The organism is Paenibacillus sp. J2R1T-4 (genome assembly GCF_059692235.1).
Genome location: NZ_JCAUBA010000014.1, coordinates 184,404 through 202,006, shown reverse-complemented (window position 1 = coordinate 202,006; position 17,603 = coordinate 184,404). Strand labels below are relative to the sequence as shown.

Annotated in this window: 13 protein-coding genes and 12 tRNA genes; 23 read left to right on the top strand and 2 right to left on the bottom strand. The window is 46.8% G+C overall.

What is annotated here, in order from left to right; translation table 11 throughout:
• The first annotated feature begins 157 nt into the window (after window positions 1–157).
• The 20 genes from AC58QD_RS22365 to glmS all read left to right on the top strand — a co-directional run bounded on the left by AC58QD_RS22365 (window position 158) and on the right by glmS (window position 14,387).
• Window positions 158–230 (top strand) — tRNA-Asn (locus AC58QD_RS22365).
• 72 nt (window positions 231–302) lie between these two features.
• Window positions 303–378 (top strand) — tRNA-Thr (locus AC58QD_RS22360).
• 16 nt (window positions 379–394) lie between these two features.
• Window positions 395–469 (top strand) — tRNA-Glu (locus AC58QD_RS22355).
• A gap of 73 nt (window positions 470–542) precedes the next feature.
• Window positions 543–615 (top strand) — tRNA-Val (locus AC58QD_RS22350).
• Window positions 616–621: 6 nt separating this feature from the next.
• Window positions 622–697, top strand: a tRNA-Thr gene (locus AC58QD_RS22345).
• 68 nt (window positions 698–765) lie between these two features.
• Window positions 766–837, top strand: a tRNA-Gln gene (locus AC58QD_RS22340).
• Between the two features lie 22 nt (window positions 838–859).
• Window positions 860–935 (top strand) — tRNA-Lys (locus AC58QD_RS22335).
• Window positions 936–1,051: 116 nt separating this feature from the next.
• Window positions 1,052–1,131, top strand: a tRNA-Leu gene (locus AC58QD_RS22330).
• Between the two features lie 616 nt (window positions 1,132–1,747).
• A tRNA-Gly gene (locus tag AC58QD_RS22325) sits at window positions 1,748–1,822 on the top strand.
• A 13-nt stretch (window positions 1,823–1,835) separates the two neighbouring features.
• A tRNA-Arg gene (locus tag AC58QD_RS22320) sits at window positions 1,836–1,912 on the top strand.
• 15 nt (window positions 1,913–1,927) lie between these two features.
• Window positions 1,928–2,004 (top strand) — tRNA-Pro (locus tag AC58QD_RS22315).
• 12 nt (window positions 2,005–2,016) lie between these two features.
• Window positions 2,017–2,090 (top strand) — tRNA-Gly (locus tag AC58QD_RS22310).
• 272 nt (window positions 2,091–2,362) lie between these two features.
• Window positions 2,363–5,152, top strand: coding sequence for a phosphoenolpyruvate carboxylase (gene ppc, locus AC58QD_RS22305; protein WP_497337215.1), 2,790 nt, complete (start codon window positions 2,363–2,365; stop codon window positions 5,150–5,152).
• A 144-nt stretch (window positions 5,153–5,296) separates the two neighbouring features.
• The gene (locus tag AC58QD_RS22300) at window positions 5,297–6,208 is read left to right on the top strand and encodes a DMT family transporter (protein ID WP_497337214.1); all 912 of its coding nucleotides are present in this window, start codon (window positions 5,297–5,299) and stop codon (window positions 6,206–6,208) included.
• Between the two features lie 96 nt (window positions 6,209–6,304).
• Entirely contained in the window at window positions 6,305–6,877 is a 573-nt protein-coding gene (gene sigW, locus AC58QD_RS22295) for an RNA polymerase sigma factor SigW (RefSeq protein ID WP_497337213.1), read from the top strand.
• 126 nt (window positions 6,878–7,003) lie between these two features.
• Window positions 7,004–7,606, top strand: coding sequence for a zf-HC2 domain-containing protein (locus AC58QD_RS22290; protein WP_497337212.1), 603 nt, complete (start codon window positions 7,004–7,006; stop codon window positions 7,604–7,606).
• Between the two features lie 117 nt (window positions 7,607–7,723).
• Window positions 7,724–8,533: a diadenylate cyclase CdaA gene (cdaA, locus tag AC58QD_RS22285; RefSeq protein ID WP_497337211.1), complete on the top strand. Its 810-nt coding sequence runs from the start codon at window positions 7,724–7,726 to the stop codon at window positions 8,531–8,533.
• Window positions 8,526–10,070, top strand: coding sequence for a CdaR family protein (locus tag AC58QD_RS22280; protein WP_497337210.1), 1,545 nt, complete (start codon window positions 8,526–8,528; stop codon window positions 10,068–10,070). The genes cdaA and AC58QD_RS22280 overlap by 8 nt, the downstream gene beginning before the upstream one ends.
• Window positions 10,071–10,561: 491 nt before the next feature.
• Entirely contained in the window at window positions 10,562–11,905 is a 1,344-nt protein-coding gene (gene glmM / locus AC58QD_RS22275; RefSeq protein WP_497337209.1) for a phosphoglucosamine mutase, read from the top strand.
• A gap of 652 nt (window positions 11,906–12,557) precedes the next feature.
• The gene (glmS, locus tag AC58QD_RS22270) at window positions 12,558–14,387 is read left to right on the top strand and encodes a glutamine--fructose-6-phosphate transaminase (isomerizing) (protein ID WP_497337208.1); all 1,830 of its coding nucleotides are present in this window, start codon (window positions 12,558–12,560) and stop codon (window positions 14,385–14,387) included.
• Here glmS and AC58QD_RS22265 read toward each other — a convergent pair.
• Window positions 14,322–14,888, bottom strand: a complete 567-nt coding sequence (locus tag AC58QD_RS22265) for a hypothetical protein (protein WP_497337207.1) — start codon at window positions 14,886–14,888, stop codon at window positions 14,322–14,324. The two genes, glmS and AC58QD_RS22265, sit on opposite strands and share 66 nt — an antisense overlap.
• 304 nt (window positions 14,889–15,192) lie before the next feature.
• Window positions 15,193–15,384 carry an alpha/beta-type small acid-soluble spore protein gene (locus AC58QD_RS22260; protein WP_497337206.1) on the bottom strand — a complete coding sequence of 64 codons (192 nt, stop codon included), beginning with the start codon at window positions 15,382–15,384 and terminating at the stop codon, window positions 15,193–15,195.
• A gap of 475 nt (window positions 15,385–15,859) precedes the next feature.
• Between AC58QD_RS22260 and AC58QD_RS22255 the strand changes: the two genes are divergently transcribed.
• The 3 genes from AC58QD_RS22255 to AC58QD_RS22245 all read left to right on the top strand — a co-directional run bounded on the left by AC58QD_RS22255 (window position 15,860) and on the right by AC58QD_RS22245 (window position 17,383).
• Window positions 15,860–16,000: a hypothetical protein gene (locus AC58QD_RS22255; RefSeq protein WP_497337205.1), complete on the top strand. Its 141-nt coding sequence runs from the start codon at window positions 15,860–15,862 to the stop codon at window positions 15,998–16,000.
• Between the two features lie 193 nt (window positions 16,001–16,193).
• Entirely contained in the window at window positions 16,194–16,640 is a 447-nt protein-coding gene (locus AC58QD_RS22250; protein ID WP_497337204.1) for a hypothetical protein, read from the top strand.
• A complete protein-coding gene (locus AC58QD_RS22245; protein WP_497337203.1) occupies window positions 16,586–17,383 on the top strand; it encodes a reverse transcriptase domain-containing protein in 798 nt (265 codons plus the stop codon). The genes AC58QD_RS22250 and AC58QD_RS22245 overlap by 55 nt, the downstream gene beginning before the upstream one ends.
• Window positions 17,384–17,603: the final 220 nt, after the last annotated feature.

Below are 17,603 nucleotides of genomic sequence, written 5' to 3'. Positions count from 1 at the left end.
TCGAGGTGGACGTGCAGTAATGCATGGAGCTGACGAATACTAATCGGTCGAGGGCTTATCCAATACACTCATACCCGAGTGACAAGCACAACAAACACGGCTCGTTACCGTTATTCGCATCCAGTTTTCAGGGTACAACCCTGTAACTGAATAATGTTCCCTGATAGCTCAGTTGGTAGAGCACTCGACTGTTAATCGAGTTGTCACAGGTTCGAGTCCTGTTCGGGGAGTATCAATCCCAACAAAGTGATGAGAAGCACTCCGTGCATTTCAGATTACTTTGTTGGGTCCAACTAATCCTCGCTTCCATAGCTCAGTAGGTAGAGTGCATCCATGGTAAGGATGAGGTCACCGGTTCGATTCCGGTTGGAAGCTCCAGCAGTTATTTATTCATGGCCCGTTGGTCAAGCGGTTAAGACACCTCCCTTTCACGGAGGTTACAGGGGTTCGAATCCCCTACGGGTCACCACTCTACCCCATAAAGTGAAGCGTAGCGATGATGTTTATTCCGATTACTTTACGCGGAACCCAAAAGATACTTTGGAGGCTTAGCTCAGCCGGGAGAGCATCTGCCTTACAAGCAGAGGGTCGGCGGTTCGATCCCGTCAGCCTCCATATTACGCCGTTGTAGCTCAACTGGTAGAGCAACTGACTTGTAATCAGTAGGTTGGGGGTTCAAGTCCTCTCGACGGCACCATGTCCTTTTTCCCGAATGGTTAATAGCTATTTAAATGGGAATATTAAACGGGGCAGCGAATGTAGTAGTGGGGATTAGCCAAGCGGTAAGGCAACGGACTTTGACTCCGTCATCCCAAGGTTCGAATCCTTGATCCCCAGTTCTTCTCGCACATCACAGTAAGAGCCATTAGCTCAGTTGGTAGAGCACCTGACTTTTAATCAGGGTGTCGTAGGTTCGAGTCCTACATGGCTCACCATTTTTTTTACAAGAGGGCTTGCACTTCTTGTAAACCTGGTGTATAATACTTACCTAGGGTGCTCTTGGCACTCCGGTAAAGCAACATAACCCTTCGAGGTTGTTGCATCCTAATGCGCGCGTATGGCGGAATTGGCAGACGCACTAGACTTAGGATCTAGCGGGCGACCGTGGGGGTTCAAGTCCCTCTACGCGCATCACGGAACATGAAGAAGCTCCCAGGATCATCTGATCTGAGGAGCTTCTTCTTTTCTCTACAGAGGCAATAGTGCATGACGAATTGGATCTTTGTCTGTTATACCGATGAAGACGGGAGTTGGAATTCAACGACTATGGATCTGATTATGGAAGCTTAACAGAGATGATTGTCACATCTTCAAGGGTAATAGAGCCGTGAATGGCGTTATAAGACGTCCGAACGACACCGTAAGTAGTTTTGTTGGTGGACATCCTGCGAATCGCTCTGTAGGCTAACAGGAGCCCTGATATAGCTTCTGCAAGGGTAGATTATGCTTAAGGCAGCAAATCACCTCTGGCACGGAGATTTAGAGTAAGACTTCCTTTCAGTAAACGGAACTCATCTTATTGCTCGTAAATGGGGTCATTTTATACCTGAAATTGGGATAAAGTTGGTTTAAAATGGGCTTTAGAAGCTCATAAAAGTTCAGATTGAAAATAATTTAAAAGTTTTTAAAAAAAAGAGTTGCATTTTAGTCCAAGCTTTGATATATTATTTCTTGTCGCCGCAAACGGCTCGCTTCAAAAGAGCGAATGATCGTAAGGGAGTAAATATCCCACAAGCGCAACTAACATGCGGACGTGGCTCAGTGGTAGAGCATCGCCTTGCCAAGGCGAGGGTCGCGAGTTCGAATCTCGTCGTCCGCTCCATACAAGCTTTCTTGTGCCTTTAGCTCAGCCGGATAGAGCGTTTGACTACGAATCAAAAGGTCGGGAGTTCGAATCTCTCAAGGCACGCCATTCTTTAATAATTGTCGGGACGTAGCTCAGCTTGGTAGAGCACCTGGTTTGGGACCAGGGGGTCGCATGTTCAAATCGTGTCGTCCCGACCATCTTTCTCCATTGCGGGTGTAGTTCAATGGTAGAACTCCAGCCTTCCAAGCTGGTAGCGTGGGTTCGATTCCCATCACCCGCTCCACAATTCAATCAGAAGAGACCGGAAAGGTCTTTTTTTTATAACTTCCCGGGGTCCCCGCAAAGTAATCGGAACACACTTCAGAGGCTCCGAGTCACTTTGTGGGGTTATTACATTTCCGGGACACACCGCAAAGTAATCGGACTGGCTCAGACGCCTACCGTGCTTTGCGGCTTTTTTTTGCCATATTATCCAATTTGTTTATTAGCGCGTTAAAGCAGGAATGTAGCGAATGATGTCGAAATATTTATTATTCGGATGAGGTGAGAGAGAGCATGTCAGAACAAATGATTGATTCAAACAGAGCGAGTTCGAACCACTTACTGCGCAGAGATGTGCGGTTTTTAGGTAACATTCTTGGTGAGGTGTTAGTTCACCAGGGAGGACAAGAACTCTTGACGATTGTGGAGCAAATTCGTGAGATGAGTAAGAAAATGAGGGATTCCTCAGACCCTACCCTCTTTCAGGATTTCAAGAATGTTATTCGTTCCCTGAGCCAGGAGAACCGTCATCAGGTTATTCGTGCTTTTGCTATTTATTTTCAATTGGTTAATATCGCGGAACAGAATCATCGAATTCGCCGCAAAAGAGATTACGAAAGATCCGCTGTCGAGCAGATCCAACCAGGCTCCATCGAGGGTGTAATCAATGAACTATTCAAATCTAAGGTGCCTGCATTTGAGGTTCAAGAGATTTTGAACACGATCTCGCTTGAGCTCGTGATGACAGCCCACCCAACGGAAGCAACACGCAGAGCAGTATTGGATATTCACCAACGCATTTCCAAAGAAGTAATGGAGTTGGAGAATCCATCCTTAACTTATCGTGAGCGTGAGCAGCAGCGGGAAAAGCTGGTGAATGAAGTCCTCATTCTATGGCAGACCGATGAATTGCGTGATCGCAAGCCTACTGTTCTGGATGAAGTGCGCAATGGAATGTATTATTTTGATGAGACATTGTTCGAGGTGCTTCCGGATTTGTATCAGGAAGTCGAACGCTGCTTGAAAAAATATTATCCAAATGAAAGCTGGAACGTTCCATCCTTTTTGCGTTTTGGGTCCTGGATCGGTGGAGATCGCGATGGCAACCCTTCAGTAAAAGCTGAGATCACTTGGGAAACGTTAACTCTACAACGAGGTCTTACACTGCGTAAATACAAGCAAGCCTTGACGAACCTGATGGAGCACATGAGCTTCAGCACTTCGATTGTACCTGTCACGGCAGAGCTTCTATCTTCCATAGAAGCAGACAAACAGCATATCAAACTTAAGACCGAGGATGTATGGCGGAATGACCATGAACCATACCGGGTTAAGCTTACTTATATGTTAGAAAAGCTGGATAATACGTTAGCAGGGGTTAAACAGCAGACGTTGAAATACAGCGCACCAGATGAATTCGTTAATGATCTTAAGATTATTGAAACAAGCTTACGGAGTCATTACGCTGATTATGCAGCCGATAACTTCATTCAGAAGCTGATTCGTCAAGTGGATCTATTCGGATTCCATCTTGCTACTCTGGATGTTCGTCAGCATAGCAAGCACCATGAGTCAGCAATGGCCGAGATTCTTGCTAAGATGCAGATTGTAGATCATTATGCTGATCTTAGCGAAGAAGAGAAGATCGAGCTGCTAAGCGGCTTGTTGAACGATCCGAGACCGCTCGTCTCCCCGTATATGGAGTACACGGAAGGAACAACCGAGTGCATTAATGTGTATAAGACGATTCAGGCCGCCCAACAAGAGTTCGGTCCAAGATGTATCTCCACATATTTGATCAGTATGACGCAGGGTGCCAGCGACTTGTTAGAGGTTATGGTATTAGGCAAAGAAGTTGGATTGTACCGGCGCGAGGCGGATGGAACTGTAACGTGCACCTTGCAGCCATCGCCATTGTTCGAGACCATTGAAGATCTGCACGCTGCCCCTGGCATTATGCAAACTTTGTTCGACATTCCAGCTTATCGTGCAAGCATCACGAGCTTCGGTGATCTTCAGGAGATTATGCTAGGCTACTCGGACAGCAACAAAGACGGCGGTGTGTTGACAGCCAACTGGGAGCTGCGTGTGGCCCTTAAGGAAATTACTCGTGTTGCCAAGCTTAACCAGGTTAGACTGAAGTTCTTCCACGGTCGAGGCGGTGCACTTGGTCGAGGTGGGATGCCGCTTAACCGCAGTATTCTTGCACAACCTCCTGAGACACTCGGAGGCGGTATCAAGATCACGGAGCAAGGCGAAGTGTTATCTTCCCGTTATTCCCTCAAGGGGATTGCATACCGAAGCTTGGATCAAGCTATATCTGCTCTCATAACGGCTGCCAAATTAGCTAAGAATGTTCAAGCAGACGAGCAGGAAGCCGAATGGGAAACGGTTATGAGGGACATCTCAGAGAATGCGCAGACGAAGTACCAGGATCTTATCTTCCGTGATCCAGACTTCCTGGTGTTCTTCAAGGAATCCACACCGTTACCGGAGATCGGAGAGCTGAATATCGGCTCACGCCCATCCAAACGGGGGAACAGTGATAAATTCGAAGATCTTCGAGCGATCCCTTGGGTGTTCGCTTGGACACAAAGCCGCTATTTGCTGCCAGCTTGGTATGCGGCTGGATCCGGGCTGCAAACCTTCTACGAAGGTAAGCCGCAAAATCTCGAGCTGCTTAAACAAATGTATGAGGAATGGTCGTTCTTCCGCACGATGATTGATAATCTTCAGATGGCATTATGCAAAGCCGATTTGCCGATTGCCAAAGAGTACTCAGCCATGATTAAGGATGAAACGATAGCGAATCGCATTTTTGGATTAATTGAGCAGGAATATGAATTAACATCCGAATTAATACTGCGGATAACCGGACAGAAGGAAATTCTTGATAACGTGCCGGTCATCCAGGAATCGATCCGACTGCGTAACCCTTATGTGGATCCGCTCAGCTACATGCAGGTTCAATTGTTGACAGAGCTGCGTTCTCATGAAGATGGGTCAGAAGATTCTGCCATGCTGCTGCGGGAAGTATTGCTTACGATCAACGGAATTGCTGCAGGTCTTCGGAATACAGGTTGATATAGATGAATTCAGGTCGGGCGTCTCTACCGAAATGGGGAGTTGCTCGACTTTTTGTTTGAAATTCGATACAGTATATCCAAAGAGTGAACCAGACATAGTAAAGTAATCTGGACCGGTAATATATGTGGGGGTTAGAGTGACTTGAAGTCTTCGACCGCATGGTGGATAGCCATCGTCTTGGTTCTTATAGGCTCAGCAAGTTATGGGATGCTGTCACCTTTTGTGAAAATGGCTTACGATCAAGGGTGGAACGACGTCCAAGTTAGCGCGAGCCAGGTTACAATGGGAACGGTGTTGTTATGGTTGGTCTTGCTAGCTACACCTAAGGCTTGGACTAATCCTTTCAAGGAGCCTTGGATTCGTTTGTCGCTAATCGGTGTCTTTGGCTTGGCATTGACCACTTTTTTCTATAATACGACTTTATCGAAGCTGGATGCTTCCTTATCCATTGTCTTGTTGTTTCAATTCACTTGGATGACGATACTCCTCGATTGTATGTTCGAACGCAAACGCCCGACGCGCTATCAGGTAATCGCTCTGGCGGTTATTATGCTGGGGACACTGCTTGCGGTAGGTTTAAGCGGAGATTCACTTAAGGGTATCGATGGGCTCGGGGTAGTTTTAGGATTGTTGTCAGGATTCGCTTATAGTGTGTTTCTTTTCTTCACTGGACGTGTTAAGACCTCGCTGCATCCGATCATGAAGTCGGTAGTGATGCTAACGGCTGCTCTCCCAGTCATCTATATCATATATCCGCCTGCACAGGTATTTGAGGCTGGAACTGGCCGCTTGCTGTTATGGGGGCTGTTGCTAGGCACATTGGGACAAGTCGTTCCCACTATAGCTTTCAACATCGGAATTCCGCGAATTGGCAGTGCTCTCTCAGCTATGCTCGGATCGATGGAACTGCCTGTGGCGATTACCGCTGCTTATTTTATACTTGGGGAGCCTGTAGGTTCTCTGCAATGGATTGGGATAATCTTGATTTTGTGTGGTATTATGATCTCGGAGCGCAAACCAGTTTCTGCCAAACTGAAGTACATTGAGAAGTAGAAATACGGAACTTTGCGCCGTTTCAGTCGTAGGTAATACGATAGTTAATGCTTTCGAAGTATCTTTGCTGAAGCAAAGGTTTTAGGAGGAATGTCGGTGAATCACGTGGAAACGCGTCTGGCTAAGCTCGCACTGGGCGGAGACCGGCGTGCCTTTATTGATCTAGTTGAATTATACAAAGATAAAATTTATCATCTGGCTTACCGGATGCTTCATAATGTCCAGGAATCGGAAGATATCGTGCAGGAAACTTTTTTGAGGGTGTATACAAATTTGCATCGATACGATGAAACCCAGAAATTTTCTACGTGGATCTATCGAATCGGGACAAACTTGTGTATTGACCGTCTCCGTAAGCGCAAGCCGAGTTATTCGTTGGATGCGGATGTTAATGAGAGTGAAGGTAACGACTGGTACTCGATGTTGTCTAGTCCTGACCTTACCCCAGAAGGGGAAGTATTGCTCTCGGAGACACAGGAGCAGGTTCGCAATGCGATCGATTCTTTGCCTGAGAAATATAAGGCTACTGTTATTTTACGATATTTGCATGATATGTCCTTACAGGAAATTAGCGATGTTCTGGATATGCCTGTAACGACGGTTAAGACAAGAGTGCATAGAGGGCGGGAGTTTTTGCGTCAAAAGCTGGAGAAAGAGGCCATGCTCTAAAATTTTGTTATAAAAAAGTAATGGATCTGCATCTCAAGTTGAAACATATTTCGAAATCGAACGTATAGTACGATACGTATTTCACAGGAACAACGAAAATGTTAATCAGAAAGGAGTGGCTCTCCTATGAATTGCAAAGAAGCCATCCCTTTAATTCACGATTATTTGGATGGATCACTCTCGGGGTCACACGCAAAAGAGTTGAAGGTGCATTTATTGTCCTGCACGGACTGCCATAAGCATTATCAACAGCTGGAGAAGGCTGACAACTTGTTCCGGTCGCTTGGAACGGTAACAGCCCCCCCTCACATAACCGATCGTGTGTTAAGGGCATTGCCGGCGCCGCCGCGTCGCAAGTCTTGGGTAAGCTGGGTTCGACGTCATCCGGCGCTCACAGCTGCCGCTATGTTCGCTATCGTCATGTTCAGCAGCTTCTTCTCCCTATGGAATGAAGATACCGATCTGGTTCTTCGAGGGGATTTGGAGAATCTGGTGATTGAAGGGAATCAAGTATATGTGCCTCCACAGCAAGTCGTTCATGGCAATCTCGTTGTTGAGAACGGCTCGATCCAAGTGGATGGAACGATAGAAGGCAATCTGATCGTAATCGACGGCACGTATGCTCTGGCATCAACGGCAAGGATATCCGGCGATATCAAAATTGTAGATGAAGCTTTACAGTGGCTGTGGTACAAAACGAATCAGTTTTTCTCAGTGGTAACGCATTAAGCATTCGACGGTAAGCCTCCCGCTGCAATCAGGGGAGGTTTTTTGCTTAAAATATGGTATGATGTAATGTAAGCAGCTATATGGATATTTACACACAAGGTTGCGCGGGGGTTGTCGATGGACTGGATTATGGAGATTGGCGTCAATGATGTCATAGACATCCTGATTGTCAGTTATGTTATCTATAAATTAATCCTGCTCGTACGTGGGACAAGAGCAGTTCAACTGCTTCAAGGAATATTCGTCGTCGTGCTTACTTGGGCGCTCAGTATCTGGTTTAAGCTGAACACCTTGAAGTGGATGATGGATCAGATGTTTACCCTTGGGGTATTGGCCATTATTATTATTTTCCAGCCGGAGCTTCGCCGTGCCCTGGAGCAATTAGGACGCGGTCGGTTATTCAGCCGTTCCTCAAGCACGGAAGATCAGGATGTTACTCAGCGAATAGCTCATATTTTGAAGGCTATGAACCATTTGTCCAAACGTAAAATCGGAGCACTCGTCGTATTCGAGCGAAATACTGGGCTTGGGGACTATGTGGAATCTGGCATTCAAATCAAGTCACAGATTACTTCCGAACTGCTCATTAACATATTCATTCCCAATACTCCGCTGCACGATGGTGCTGTTATTATCCGTAATGGACAGATTATGGCGGCGGGCTGCTATTTGCCGCTATCGGAGAATCCCTTCATAAGTAAAGAGCTTGGAACCCGTCATAGGGCAGCTATTGGGATGAGTGAAGTATCTGATGCTGTATGTGTAATTGTATCCGAAGAAACAGGGCAAATATCGCTTTCTTTGAACGGTCAGATCGTCAGGGACATCAAGGAAGAATCGCTAGTGTCCAAGCTCTATGAAGAGCTGCGGCCTAAGACAAAAGAAAAAACTCCTTTCTGGAAGAGGAAGGGGAGTCCTAATGAATAAATGGTTAAGTAATCCGAATGTAGTGAAGATCATTGCGTTAGTACTCGGTATTCTGTTATGGGTAGTAGTGAGTACAGATCAGAGAGGCGCTACAGGCACTACTGTTGTAACGAACAAAGAAAATACAATTACAAATGTGAAAATTACCCCTGTGTACGATAGCGGAATGTTCCATATTCAATCGTTGGATCCTTCGGAGGTTATGATTAAAGTATCTGGGAAGGATTCCGCACTGAAGAAAGTGAATGTCGCTACTTATCGTATCGTACTGGACTTGACTAATGCCAAGGTTGGGGAGAACACACTTCCGCTCAAACCGGAGAAATTCCCGAGCGGGGTTGATGTATCAATCTATCCGCCTTATGTAAGGGTAGTTCTTGAAGAGAAGAAACAGAAGGAAATGCCAGTGCAGGTTAACGTAATAGGTGCGCCGGCAGCAGGCTATAAAGCAGGTCAGCCGGTTGTTAAGCCAACTTCTCGAGTAGTAGTAACCTCAGCGAGCAGTATGATCGATAGTGTTGCCACAGTCCGCGCAGATGTGAGTGTAGATAATGCAACAAGCGCTGTTACAAAGCAGGTGAAGTTAGTCGCTTTTGACGCAGGTGGCAAACAATTGGAAGTTTCCATGAATCCGCAGGTAGTAGATGTCGAGGTGCCAATAACCCAGCCATTCAAAAAGATGCCGCTGCAGATCAAATCTACAGGTACTCCTGCACCAGGGTATAGTGTTGCTTCTTTTGTGCCTAGCGTCGAGCAAATAACGGTGTATGGCCCGCAGGAACTGTTGAATGCAATGGAATTCTATGAAGGCCCACCTGTTGATTTGACAGGATTGAAGGAGAACAAGACGTTCTCACTGGATATTCCACTGCGCACCAAGGTCACTACATTGGATCCTGGAAAGGTCGAGGTCAAGGTAGAGATTGTTCCTTCTTCCACACGATCTTTTGAACAGGTGCCTATCACGATTGTTGGTCAGAATGATGTATACGATACGAAGGTGACGGCTCCTGCTAATGGGAATGTGAGCTTAACCCTTGAAGGTGCTCCGACTGTGCTCGAGAAGCTGAAGCTGCAGGATGTGCAAGCTATAGTCGATGTGAGTAACTTGCCGCCAGGGAAGCATGAGGTGTCCGTGAATGTGAACGTCTCACCGTTCGTTCGCAAGGCAGGAGCGGAGCTGAAGGCGACGGTGGAGATTAGTGCGAGGACGACACCGACTGCCACTCCAACTCCAACCCCAACCCCAGGCGGGGGAGCAGGCGGCGGTACGCCAAGTACAGGCAATGGAGCGAACAACTCGGGAGCTGGCGGTGCAGGAGGGAATACTAGCATCCCAGCAACAGGCAACGGGACATCTACACCAACACCGACGCCAACACCGAGTCCGACTGGTACGCCCGTTCCGTCGCCTAGCCCGAGTGGAGCCACTAGCAGCAACACACCTAGCCCAGGAACGGGAACAGTGACTGGTATGGGCTCTGGAACAGGCGGTAAGGACCCGAATAGGAGCGGCGGGACTACTGGTAGGGCATAAGCATATATTGCTGTATTGCAATTGGAAATACCTTTATAATGTGCATGCAGGCTTGATTCGGTGTAGTAATTTAGTAGGGGAAGTTGCATCCAAGAAGCAGGGAAAGTTAACTTGAGATAGCGGCGAAATAAGGCGGGGAAGTTAACCGGGAAAACGGTGTTAAAGTGAGTTACCGGGGCTGAGCTGGGGAAATAAACCGGGAAATCCGTGTTAGAGTGGGCTAGTGAGGCTGAACTTGGGAAATAAGCAGGGAAATCCGTGTTAGAGTGGGCTAGTGAGGCTGAACTTGCGAAATAAGCCGGGAAATCCGTGTTAAAGTGAGCTAGCGGGTCCGAACTTGCGAAATAAGGCGGAAAATCCGTGTTAAATTTTAAATATGCTAATCATTTTATACTTTTACTCTTTAGCAAGCGTAAATTGACAGTCACTTTTTTCAAGCTAACAGGCTGTCGGCTGTGTTGGATTTAACATAAAGGGAGAGACATTGAACTATGGGGAAATATTTCGGAACTGATGGTGTGCGTGGGGTAGCGAATAAAGAGCTCACACCGGAATTAGCTTATAAAATTGGCCGCTGCGGCGGATATGTCTTAACTCAGCATGCGGCGGGGAGGCCAGTCGTGTTGATAGGTCAGGACACGCGTGTATCTGGCCCGATGTTGGAAGCTGCGCTCGTAGCTGGACTCTTGTCCATTGGAGCGGATGTTGTTAGATTGGGCGTCTTGTCCACACCTGGAGTCGCGTATCTTACGTGCAAGCTTGGTGCAGACGCCGGGGTTATGATCTCCGCTTCCCACAATCCTGTTGAGGACAACGGGATTAAGTTTTTCGGAAGCGATGGGTTTAAGCTGTTCGATGAGACGGAGCTCGAGATCGAACGGTTGTTGGATGCCGAGACAGATGAGCTGCCACGCCCAGTGGGCAGTCAGCTTGGCTCGGTGAGAGATGACGCGGAGGCGAAGTATGCTTACGCGGAATTCTTGAAAACGACGGTCGAGGCGTCGTTCGCTGGGCTTAAGCTCGTACTCGATTGCGCCAATGGCGCCGCCTACGAGCTTGCCCCTCGTATCTTCCGCGAGCTGGGCGCGGAAGTCATTGCCATCGGCGCTGAGCCGGATGGCAGCAATATCAACGACGGATGCGGCTCTACGCATCCGGAGAAGCTTGCGGCCGAGGTTGTGCGCGTAGGCGCGCACCTCGGGCTGTCGTTCGATGGCGATGCCGACAGGCTGATCGCCATAGACGAGACAGGCGCCGAGGTAGACGGCGACTTCATGCTGTGCATCTGCGGCGATGCGCTGAATCGCGCAGGCAAGCTCAAGCAGAATACCGTCGTGACGACGGTGATGGGCAACCTCGGCTTCTTCAAAGCCGCGAAGGATCTAGGTCTTGGCACGGTCCAGACGGCTGTTGGCGACCGCTACGTGATGGAAGAGATGCGTAAGAATGGGTACAATCTGGGCGGAGAGCAATCCGGCCATATGATATTCCTCGATTACATTACGACCGGTGATGGAATATTGAGCGCTTTACAGCTTGCACAGACGGTCGTCCAGTCCGGTAAGAAGTTAAGCGAGCTGGCGGGTGTCATGCAGAAATATCCGCAGGTATTAGTTAACGTGCGTGTAGCTGATAAAAGCAGGCTGAACGGAAGTGAAGCGATCGGACAAGTGATTCGCAGTGTTGAAGATCGTTTTGCAGGCAACGGTCGTGTACTTGTTCGTCCATCAGGTACAGAATCCTTGATCCGCGTAATGGCGGAAGGGCCGGAAGAAGCGGTTGTGCGTGCTTATGTGGAGGAAATTGCGGACGTTATACGGACAGAGCTTGGTTGAACGGAATAGCAATTATTGTATATTTATACTCTATGAAACCCCGTCCTCCGGCTAATTAGCCGGAGGATTTGTGCAAGCTGAAGGTTGATAGAATCAAATATTAGTTGCATAAACGAAAAGAAATGAATACTATATAGAGTAGCACTTTGGAAATGGAAAGGTGGATCGAGGTTGTAAGGCATGACAAGCGCCAGAACTTGCGGTGTTAATCTCCTGATGGATTGAAGGAGTTTAACGTGACCGAAGTTGACGAGGTAGAGGTGTTCGGAACATTCGGCGGGGACCTCTCGGCTGTATCACGGCCGTGAACAGGAGGGCAAAAGAACGGGGTGACCTGTTCGACAATACTCCTGTATGATGATAACGGGGTGGGAGACTGGATCTGACAGCGAACGGAACGCTGCGATTCGGTGAGGAATATACTACACTACCCTGCTAACTATTAACTATATTAACTGCACGTATATGAGTTATGGATGAAGGCTTTTGTACAGTTTGATTACTAGTATTATAAAATTTTGCTTCAATAAGAAGCATTCTTTCGTGTTGTCTTTTATGCAGGGTTCGTTGACAACTGAATAGCAGGACGCTTATTTTGTCATGCCTGACATAATAGCCGCACGGAAGATCATGAGACGGGGGACATGAGACGATGTGTGGAATAGTTGGATATATAGGGAACCGAAATTCTCAGCCTATACTGTTGGAAGGGCTCAAGAAGCTGGAGTATCGCGGGTACGATTCGGCTGGCGTGGCCGTATTTACAGCAAATGGCTTGGAGATTAAGAAGGCAAAGGGCCGCTTGGCTGTATTGGAGTCGCAGCTCGAAATAACACCGCTTATGGGAACAATTGGGATTGGGCATACACGTTGGGCGACACACGGCAAGCCATCCGATGTTAATTCGCATCCCCATACAGACAACTCAATGAAATTCTCGGTTGTGCATAACGGTATCATCGAGAACTACATGAAGCTGAAGGAAGAGCTGACGGCGAAGGGACATCAATTCGTATCAGAGACGGATACCGAGGTCATTTCCCATCTGATCGCAGATCTGTATGAAGGGGATATCGTGAAAGCTGTACAGCAAGCTGTTCAGAAAATGACAGGTGCCTTTGCACTGGGAGTCCTTACCGAGTTTGAACCTGATAAGCTTGTAGCGGTACGATTAGCTAGTCCTCTGATTATTGGGGTGGGGGAAGGCGAGAACTTTATCGGCTCCGACATTCCAGCGATACTGGAGTACACACGCAACGTGTATATTCTGAACGACGGCGAGATGGCTGTTTTGACACGAGATGGTGTCGAATTAATGACTTTAGAGGGGAATTTTATTTCCAGGGAAATATTTCGTGTCGATTGGGATCTAATTACGGCAGAAAAAGCCGGCTTCGAGCACTTCATGCTCAAAGAAATCCACGAACAGCCTAAAGCCTATAAAGATACAATGGGAAGCCGCATTTCTCCTGATGGCAGCCGTGTTGTACTTACTGAAGTGGGTATGAGCGATGCTGAGATTCGCAATATACGCAATATCCACATCATAGCTTGCGGCACTGCTTATCACGCGGGGATGATTGGAAAGAGTGTAATCGAGAAGTTGGCGCGTATTCCGGTGGAGACCGACGTGGCATCCGAATATCGCTACCGCTCACCGATCATCACACCGGAGACATTAGTTATAGTTGTCAGCCAATCTGGTGAAACGGCCGATACCTTGGCTGCATTGCGTGAAGCCAAGCGATGCGGTGCACGTGTGCTGGCTATCACCAATGTTGTGGGAAGCTCCGTTGCTCGCGAAGCTGATGATGTAATCGTTACGTGGGCAGGGCCAGAGATCGCTGTCGCTTCAACAAAGGCGTACACTTCGCAGCTAATAGCCTTCTTCTTACTTGGCTTACACCTGGCACAGACGCTGGGAACGCAATCTGCTGACTACGTTCGCGAAGTAATAACTGCTCTGCGAGTTCTGCCGGAGCAAGTAGAATACTTGCTTGGGAAGAGTGAGCCGATCCAAGCCTATGCTAAGGAAATCGCTAAACACCAAAGCTTGTTTTTCATTGGCCGTGGTTTTGACTATGCAGTAGCTCTCGAAGGCTCACTCAAGCTGAAAGAGATTTCCTACATTCACTCGGAGGCTTATGCAGCAGGTGAACTGAAGCACGGTACACTCGCACTTATCGAAGAGGGTATTCCCGTCATTGCATTAGCAACGCAGGAAACCTTAATAGAGAAAACCATTAGCAACATTAAGGAAGTGAAAGCTCGTGGCGGACGTGTGTTCGGCATTGGGCTTGCAGGGAATGAAGAGCTTCACAAGGCTGTAGATGAGGTGTATGAGATTCCTCGGACACATCCATTGCTTACACCAGCATTGTCCGTTATTCCACTGCAGTTGTTAGCTTATTATGGCTCACTGGCGAGAGGGAATGACGTGGATAAGCCGCGGAATTTGGCTAAAAGTGTTACGGTGGAGTAGGGAGTTAGGTTTAGTTACTACTTTAAGAACATAATTTTCATATTTTTTGTCATGCAAGGTCTTCCCTGTTACGTGGCAACGGTCTCCCAATTTAAAAACTCGCTTTATAGTAACGCCAACTTGGTATTTGATATTTTCATTTGAAATAATTTCAAGAACCCGAAAGTTATAATTGGAATCGAGAACCCTGAATATTTCTCCGGTAATTTCAATGTTCTCAGATGGGTACTTAATCGAATCAGAAACAGTTTCTACAACTGATTTACTCATCTGAAATGCCTTTCTTATCAACAAGGAGATTATTGTGACAAGTGCAAAAATCCATCCATAAGCTTTAAAAAATAATGAAATAAATATTACAACAATCATTATCAAAAAACCTTGTATGAAATTGATATTTATCAACTCCTCAAAAAAAAGCTCTAGGGATGCCTTCCCATAGAGCTCTCTGTTCTTTGGCGATGCTTTTGGACAATTAAACCTTAACACATAAATTTCCATATATCCACTGGATATTTCGTGATCTTCCCATGGAATGAGTTCTTTCCATGATCATCAGATTACTCCATTGGAAGGGGAAAAACAAAAAAGGGGAGAGGAACGAATGGAGCTCCTCGATCTGTTTGATTGGTTAACTGAGCAATACGTACTTTTCGCATAATCTGTTCAAACTTGGGGACCGTGAGGTCCTCATTTTTTTTATGTTTACATCGGAACAAAAAAATTCACTTTATTACCGAAGAAGTGGTAATCCAGTGAATTTTTTATTTCCCTTTTTATGAGGTGACGCATTTTATTGAGTAAATTACCTCCGCCCGCCAAGGCTTTGCTCTGCAATGTTAACCAGTTGTCTGGTAATTTCTCCACCGACTGATCCATTTTGACGAGCAGATGTATCCGGTCCTAATGTAACTCCTAGTGATGAAGCAATCTCAACCTTCATTTGATTTAAAGCATTTTTAACGTTTGATACTGCGTAGTTTTTGTTAGTTGCCATTATGGTCACCTCCTTTGTTGCATATAGGATTTGCAATAAATATTTTCCTATTCATACAATGTAGAGAGAATTCAGTTTATTTAAAAGTGAGTAACTGTAAGAAATAAGATATAAAAAATAAAGTGGTTTTGTAACAGAATTGATATCTGTTATTCATCTTGTTTTAATGAAGAATGCTTATACTTACTAATGACCCCCTTTTTACATATATATTTTGAAGACCCGCAGCCCGTTGCTGTGGGTCTTTTTTTGGGTGCGCCCAGCATGGGCGCTATCTTTAGGGTTCAAGTCCCGAATGGTGAAGGCAGTAGTAACCATAGCTCAAGACAAGGGTGTCGATCGTGAGATCGAATCTGAAGGAAGTCGGCGGCAAATCTCTGGTCCGAGGAACACGAATCTCATATAAGGCTAACTTTCGTTGGATGAGACTGCCAATCAAGTCAAAGTCCATACTGCCAAAGGCGAAAGGGAGTAAATGAGGCGGATAAATGGAGAGGAAGATAGCGTTCTTACCTGGGGAGATCTGTACGTTGGCAAAGTGAGCTTTGCAAGCGGATCTGCGAAGATTACGTTGAATGTACAGAAGTCAGCAGAAGCCATAGTACGCAAGCTGTGACGACAGCAAGCGGAAGGGCTGAACATGGAATAGGAATTGAACGACTTGGATTTCAAGTGTAAGTGCTGAAAGCAGACAATCCGAAAGGACTTGTCCGAGGAAAGTAACGGTGAATACGTGAGGGTACTCGGAAGGGCCGAGCTTACACATGGCATGAACAGAAGAACAATTCACGCAAGGAGCGTATTTAAGGATGATGAAGTCGCTTTTGTCTCGGGAAAACTTACTATCGGCACTCCATCGTGTCGAGGCGAATAAAGGAAGCCATGGCGTAGACGGCATGCCTGTAAAAGCCTTACGAGCGCACATTCTACAAAACTGGAATTCCCTTCGTCAAAGTGTGGAAAATGGAACCTATGAGCCGAGTCCAGTCCGTCGGGTCGAAATCCCGAAACCGAACGGTGGAACAAGGCTTCTTGGCATCCCTGCTATACGCGATAGCACGGTACAGATGGTAACGAAAATGGTTATTGAGCCCATATTCGAGGCGGATTTCAAGGAATGCTCCTATGGATTCCGTCCCAAGAGGGATGCCAAGGGAGCCATTCGTCATATACGGCGTGCCGTTAAAAAGGTGTTTACTGGGTGGTGGATGTCGATATCGCCGGGTACTTTGATAATATTCCGCATGAGAAGCTGATGAAGCTAGTGGAGCAACGAATAAGCGACAAAAGAGTTCTTAAGCTCATACGGAAATGGCTGAAAGCGGGATTCGTAAAAGATGATCAGTTCTACGAAACCGAGCTCGGAAGTCCTCAAGGTGGAGTCATTAGTCCACTACTAGCAAACATTTATCTGAACTATCTCGACACGATCTGGGAAAAGAAATTCATTGAACTCGGTACACTCGTTCGCTATGCGGACGACCTGGTCGTCCTTAGCAAAACCAAAGAGCATGCCCTAAAGGCAATTGAGGTATTGAAAGCTGTATTCGGCAAACTCGAGTTACAGATGAATACGACCAAATCCAAGCTAGTCAACCTATGGGATGACAAGGTAGGATTCGATTTTCTAGGCATGCATCACCGAAAAATCCCAAAACAGGTTAGAGGAGCAGACCATTACATGCTGCGAAGCTACCCCTCGAAGAAAGCCATGAAGAAAATGAAAGAGAAGGTAAAGGAAGTCACAGAGCCACGAAACCGACTGTTCTGGACAATGAACCAAATGGTCAAAGAACTCAATCCGAAAATCCAAGGATGGAGAAACTACTACGCGATGGACACCTTTGCTGATCTGTTTCTGAATAAGATTGATTGGTATATTCGAAAAAGGTTAATGCTGTTTTGGAACAAGAAACCTAATAGTCGGAAGAAGCATAGTCACTCTAGAATAGCGGGCATAGTCGCTCAGCATTCTGGTTTAAAGAAACTTGTAGGCTAGGAAAGTACCGTAAAGCGGAAGAAAGAAGAACATCGGAAAGCCGGATGAGGGAAAACCTCACGTCCGGTTTGATGCAGGGGGAGCTGGAAAAGTAAAAAAGAGGGCTTCCGCCCTCCAATGAAATTTCAGTTCTCTACTCTACCATGGCGAACCCTGGCAGGGAGGCGGCCGTCCGTGTCCGTCGGTGCCGGCCGATTCGGTGGAGCTTGAACAGTTGCAG

What these genes read in the sequence shown, in the direction of transcription:
- AC58QD_RS22255 (WP_497337205.1), top strand. Translation starts at nt 15,860, where the DNA reads ATGAGGCGGATAAATGGAGAGGAAGATAGCGTTCTTACCTGGGGAGAT.
- cdaA (WP_497337211.1), top strand. Translation starts at nt 7,724, where the DNA reads ATGGACTGGATTATGGAGATTGGCGTCAATGATGTCATAGACATCCTG.
- glmM (WP_497337209.1), top strand. Translation starts at nt 10,562, where the DNA reads ATGGGGAAATATTTCGGAACTGATGGTGTGCGTGGGGTAGCGAATAAA.
- AC58QD_RS22265 (WP_497337207.1), bottom strand. Translation starts at nt 14,888, where the DNA reads ATGGAAATTTATGTGTTAAGGTTTAATTGTCCAAAAGCATCGCCAAAG.
- ppc (WP_497337215.1), top strand. Translation starts at nt 2,363, where the DNA reads ATGTCAGAACAAATGATTGATTCAAACAGAGCGAGTTCGAACCACTTA.
- glmS (WP_497337208.1), top strand. Translation starts at nt 12,558, where the DNA reads ATGTGTGGAATAGTTGGATATATAGGGAACCGAAATTCTCAGCCTATA.
- AC58QD_RS22290 (WP_497337212.1), top strand. Translation starts at nt 7,004, where the DNA reads ATGAATTGCAAAGAAGCCATCCCTTTAATTCACGATTATTTGGATGGA.
- AC58QD_RS22280 (WP_497337210.1), top strand. Translation starts at nt 8,526, where the DNA reads ATGAATAAATGGTTAAGTAATCCGAATGTAGTGAAGATCATTGCGTTA.
- AC58QD_RS22260 (WP_497337206.1), bottom strand. Translation starts at nt 15,384, where the DNA reads ATGGCAACTAACAAAAACTACGCAGTATCAAACGTTAAAAATGCTTTA.
- AC58QD_RS22250 (WP_497337204.1), top strand. Translation starts at nt 16,194, where the DNA reads ATGATGAAGTCGCTTTTGTCTCGGGAAAACTTACTATCGGCACTCCAT.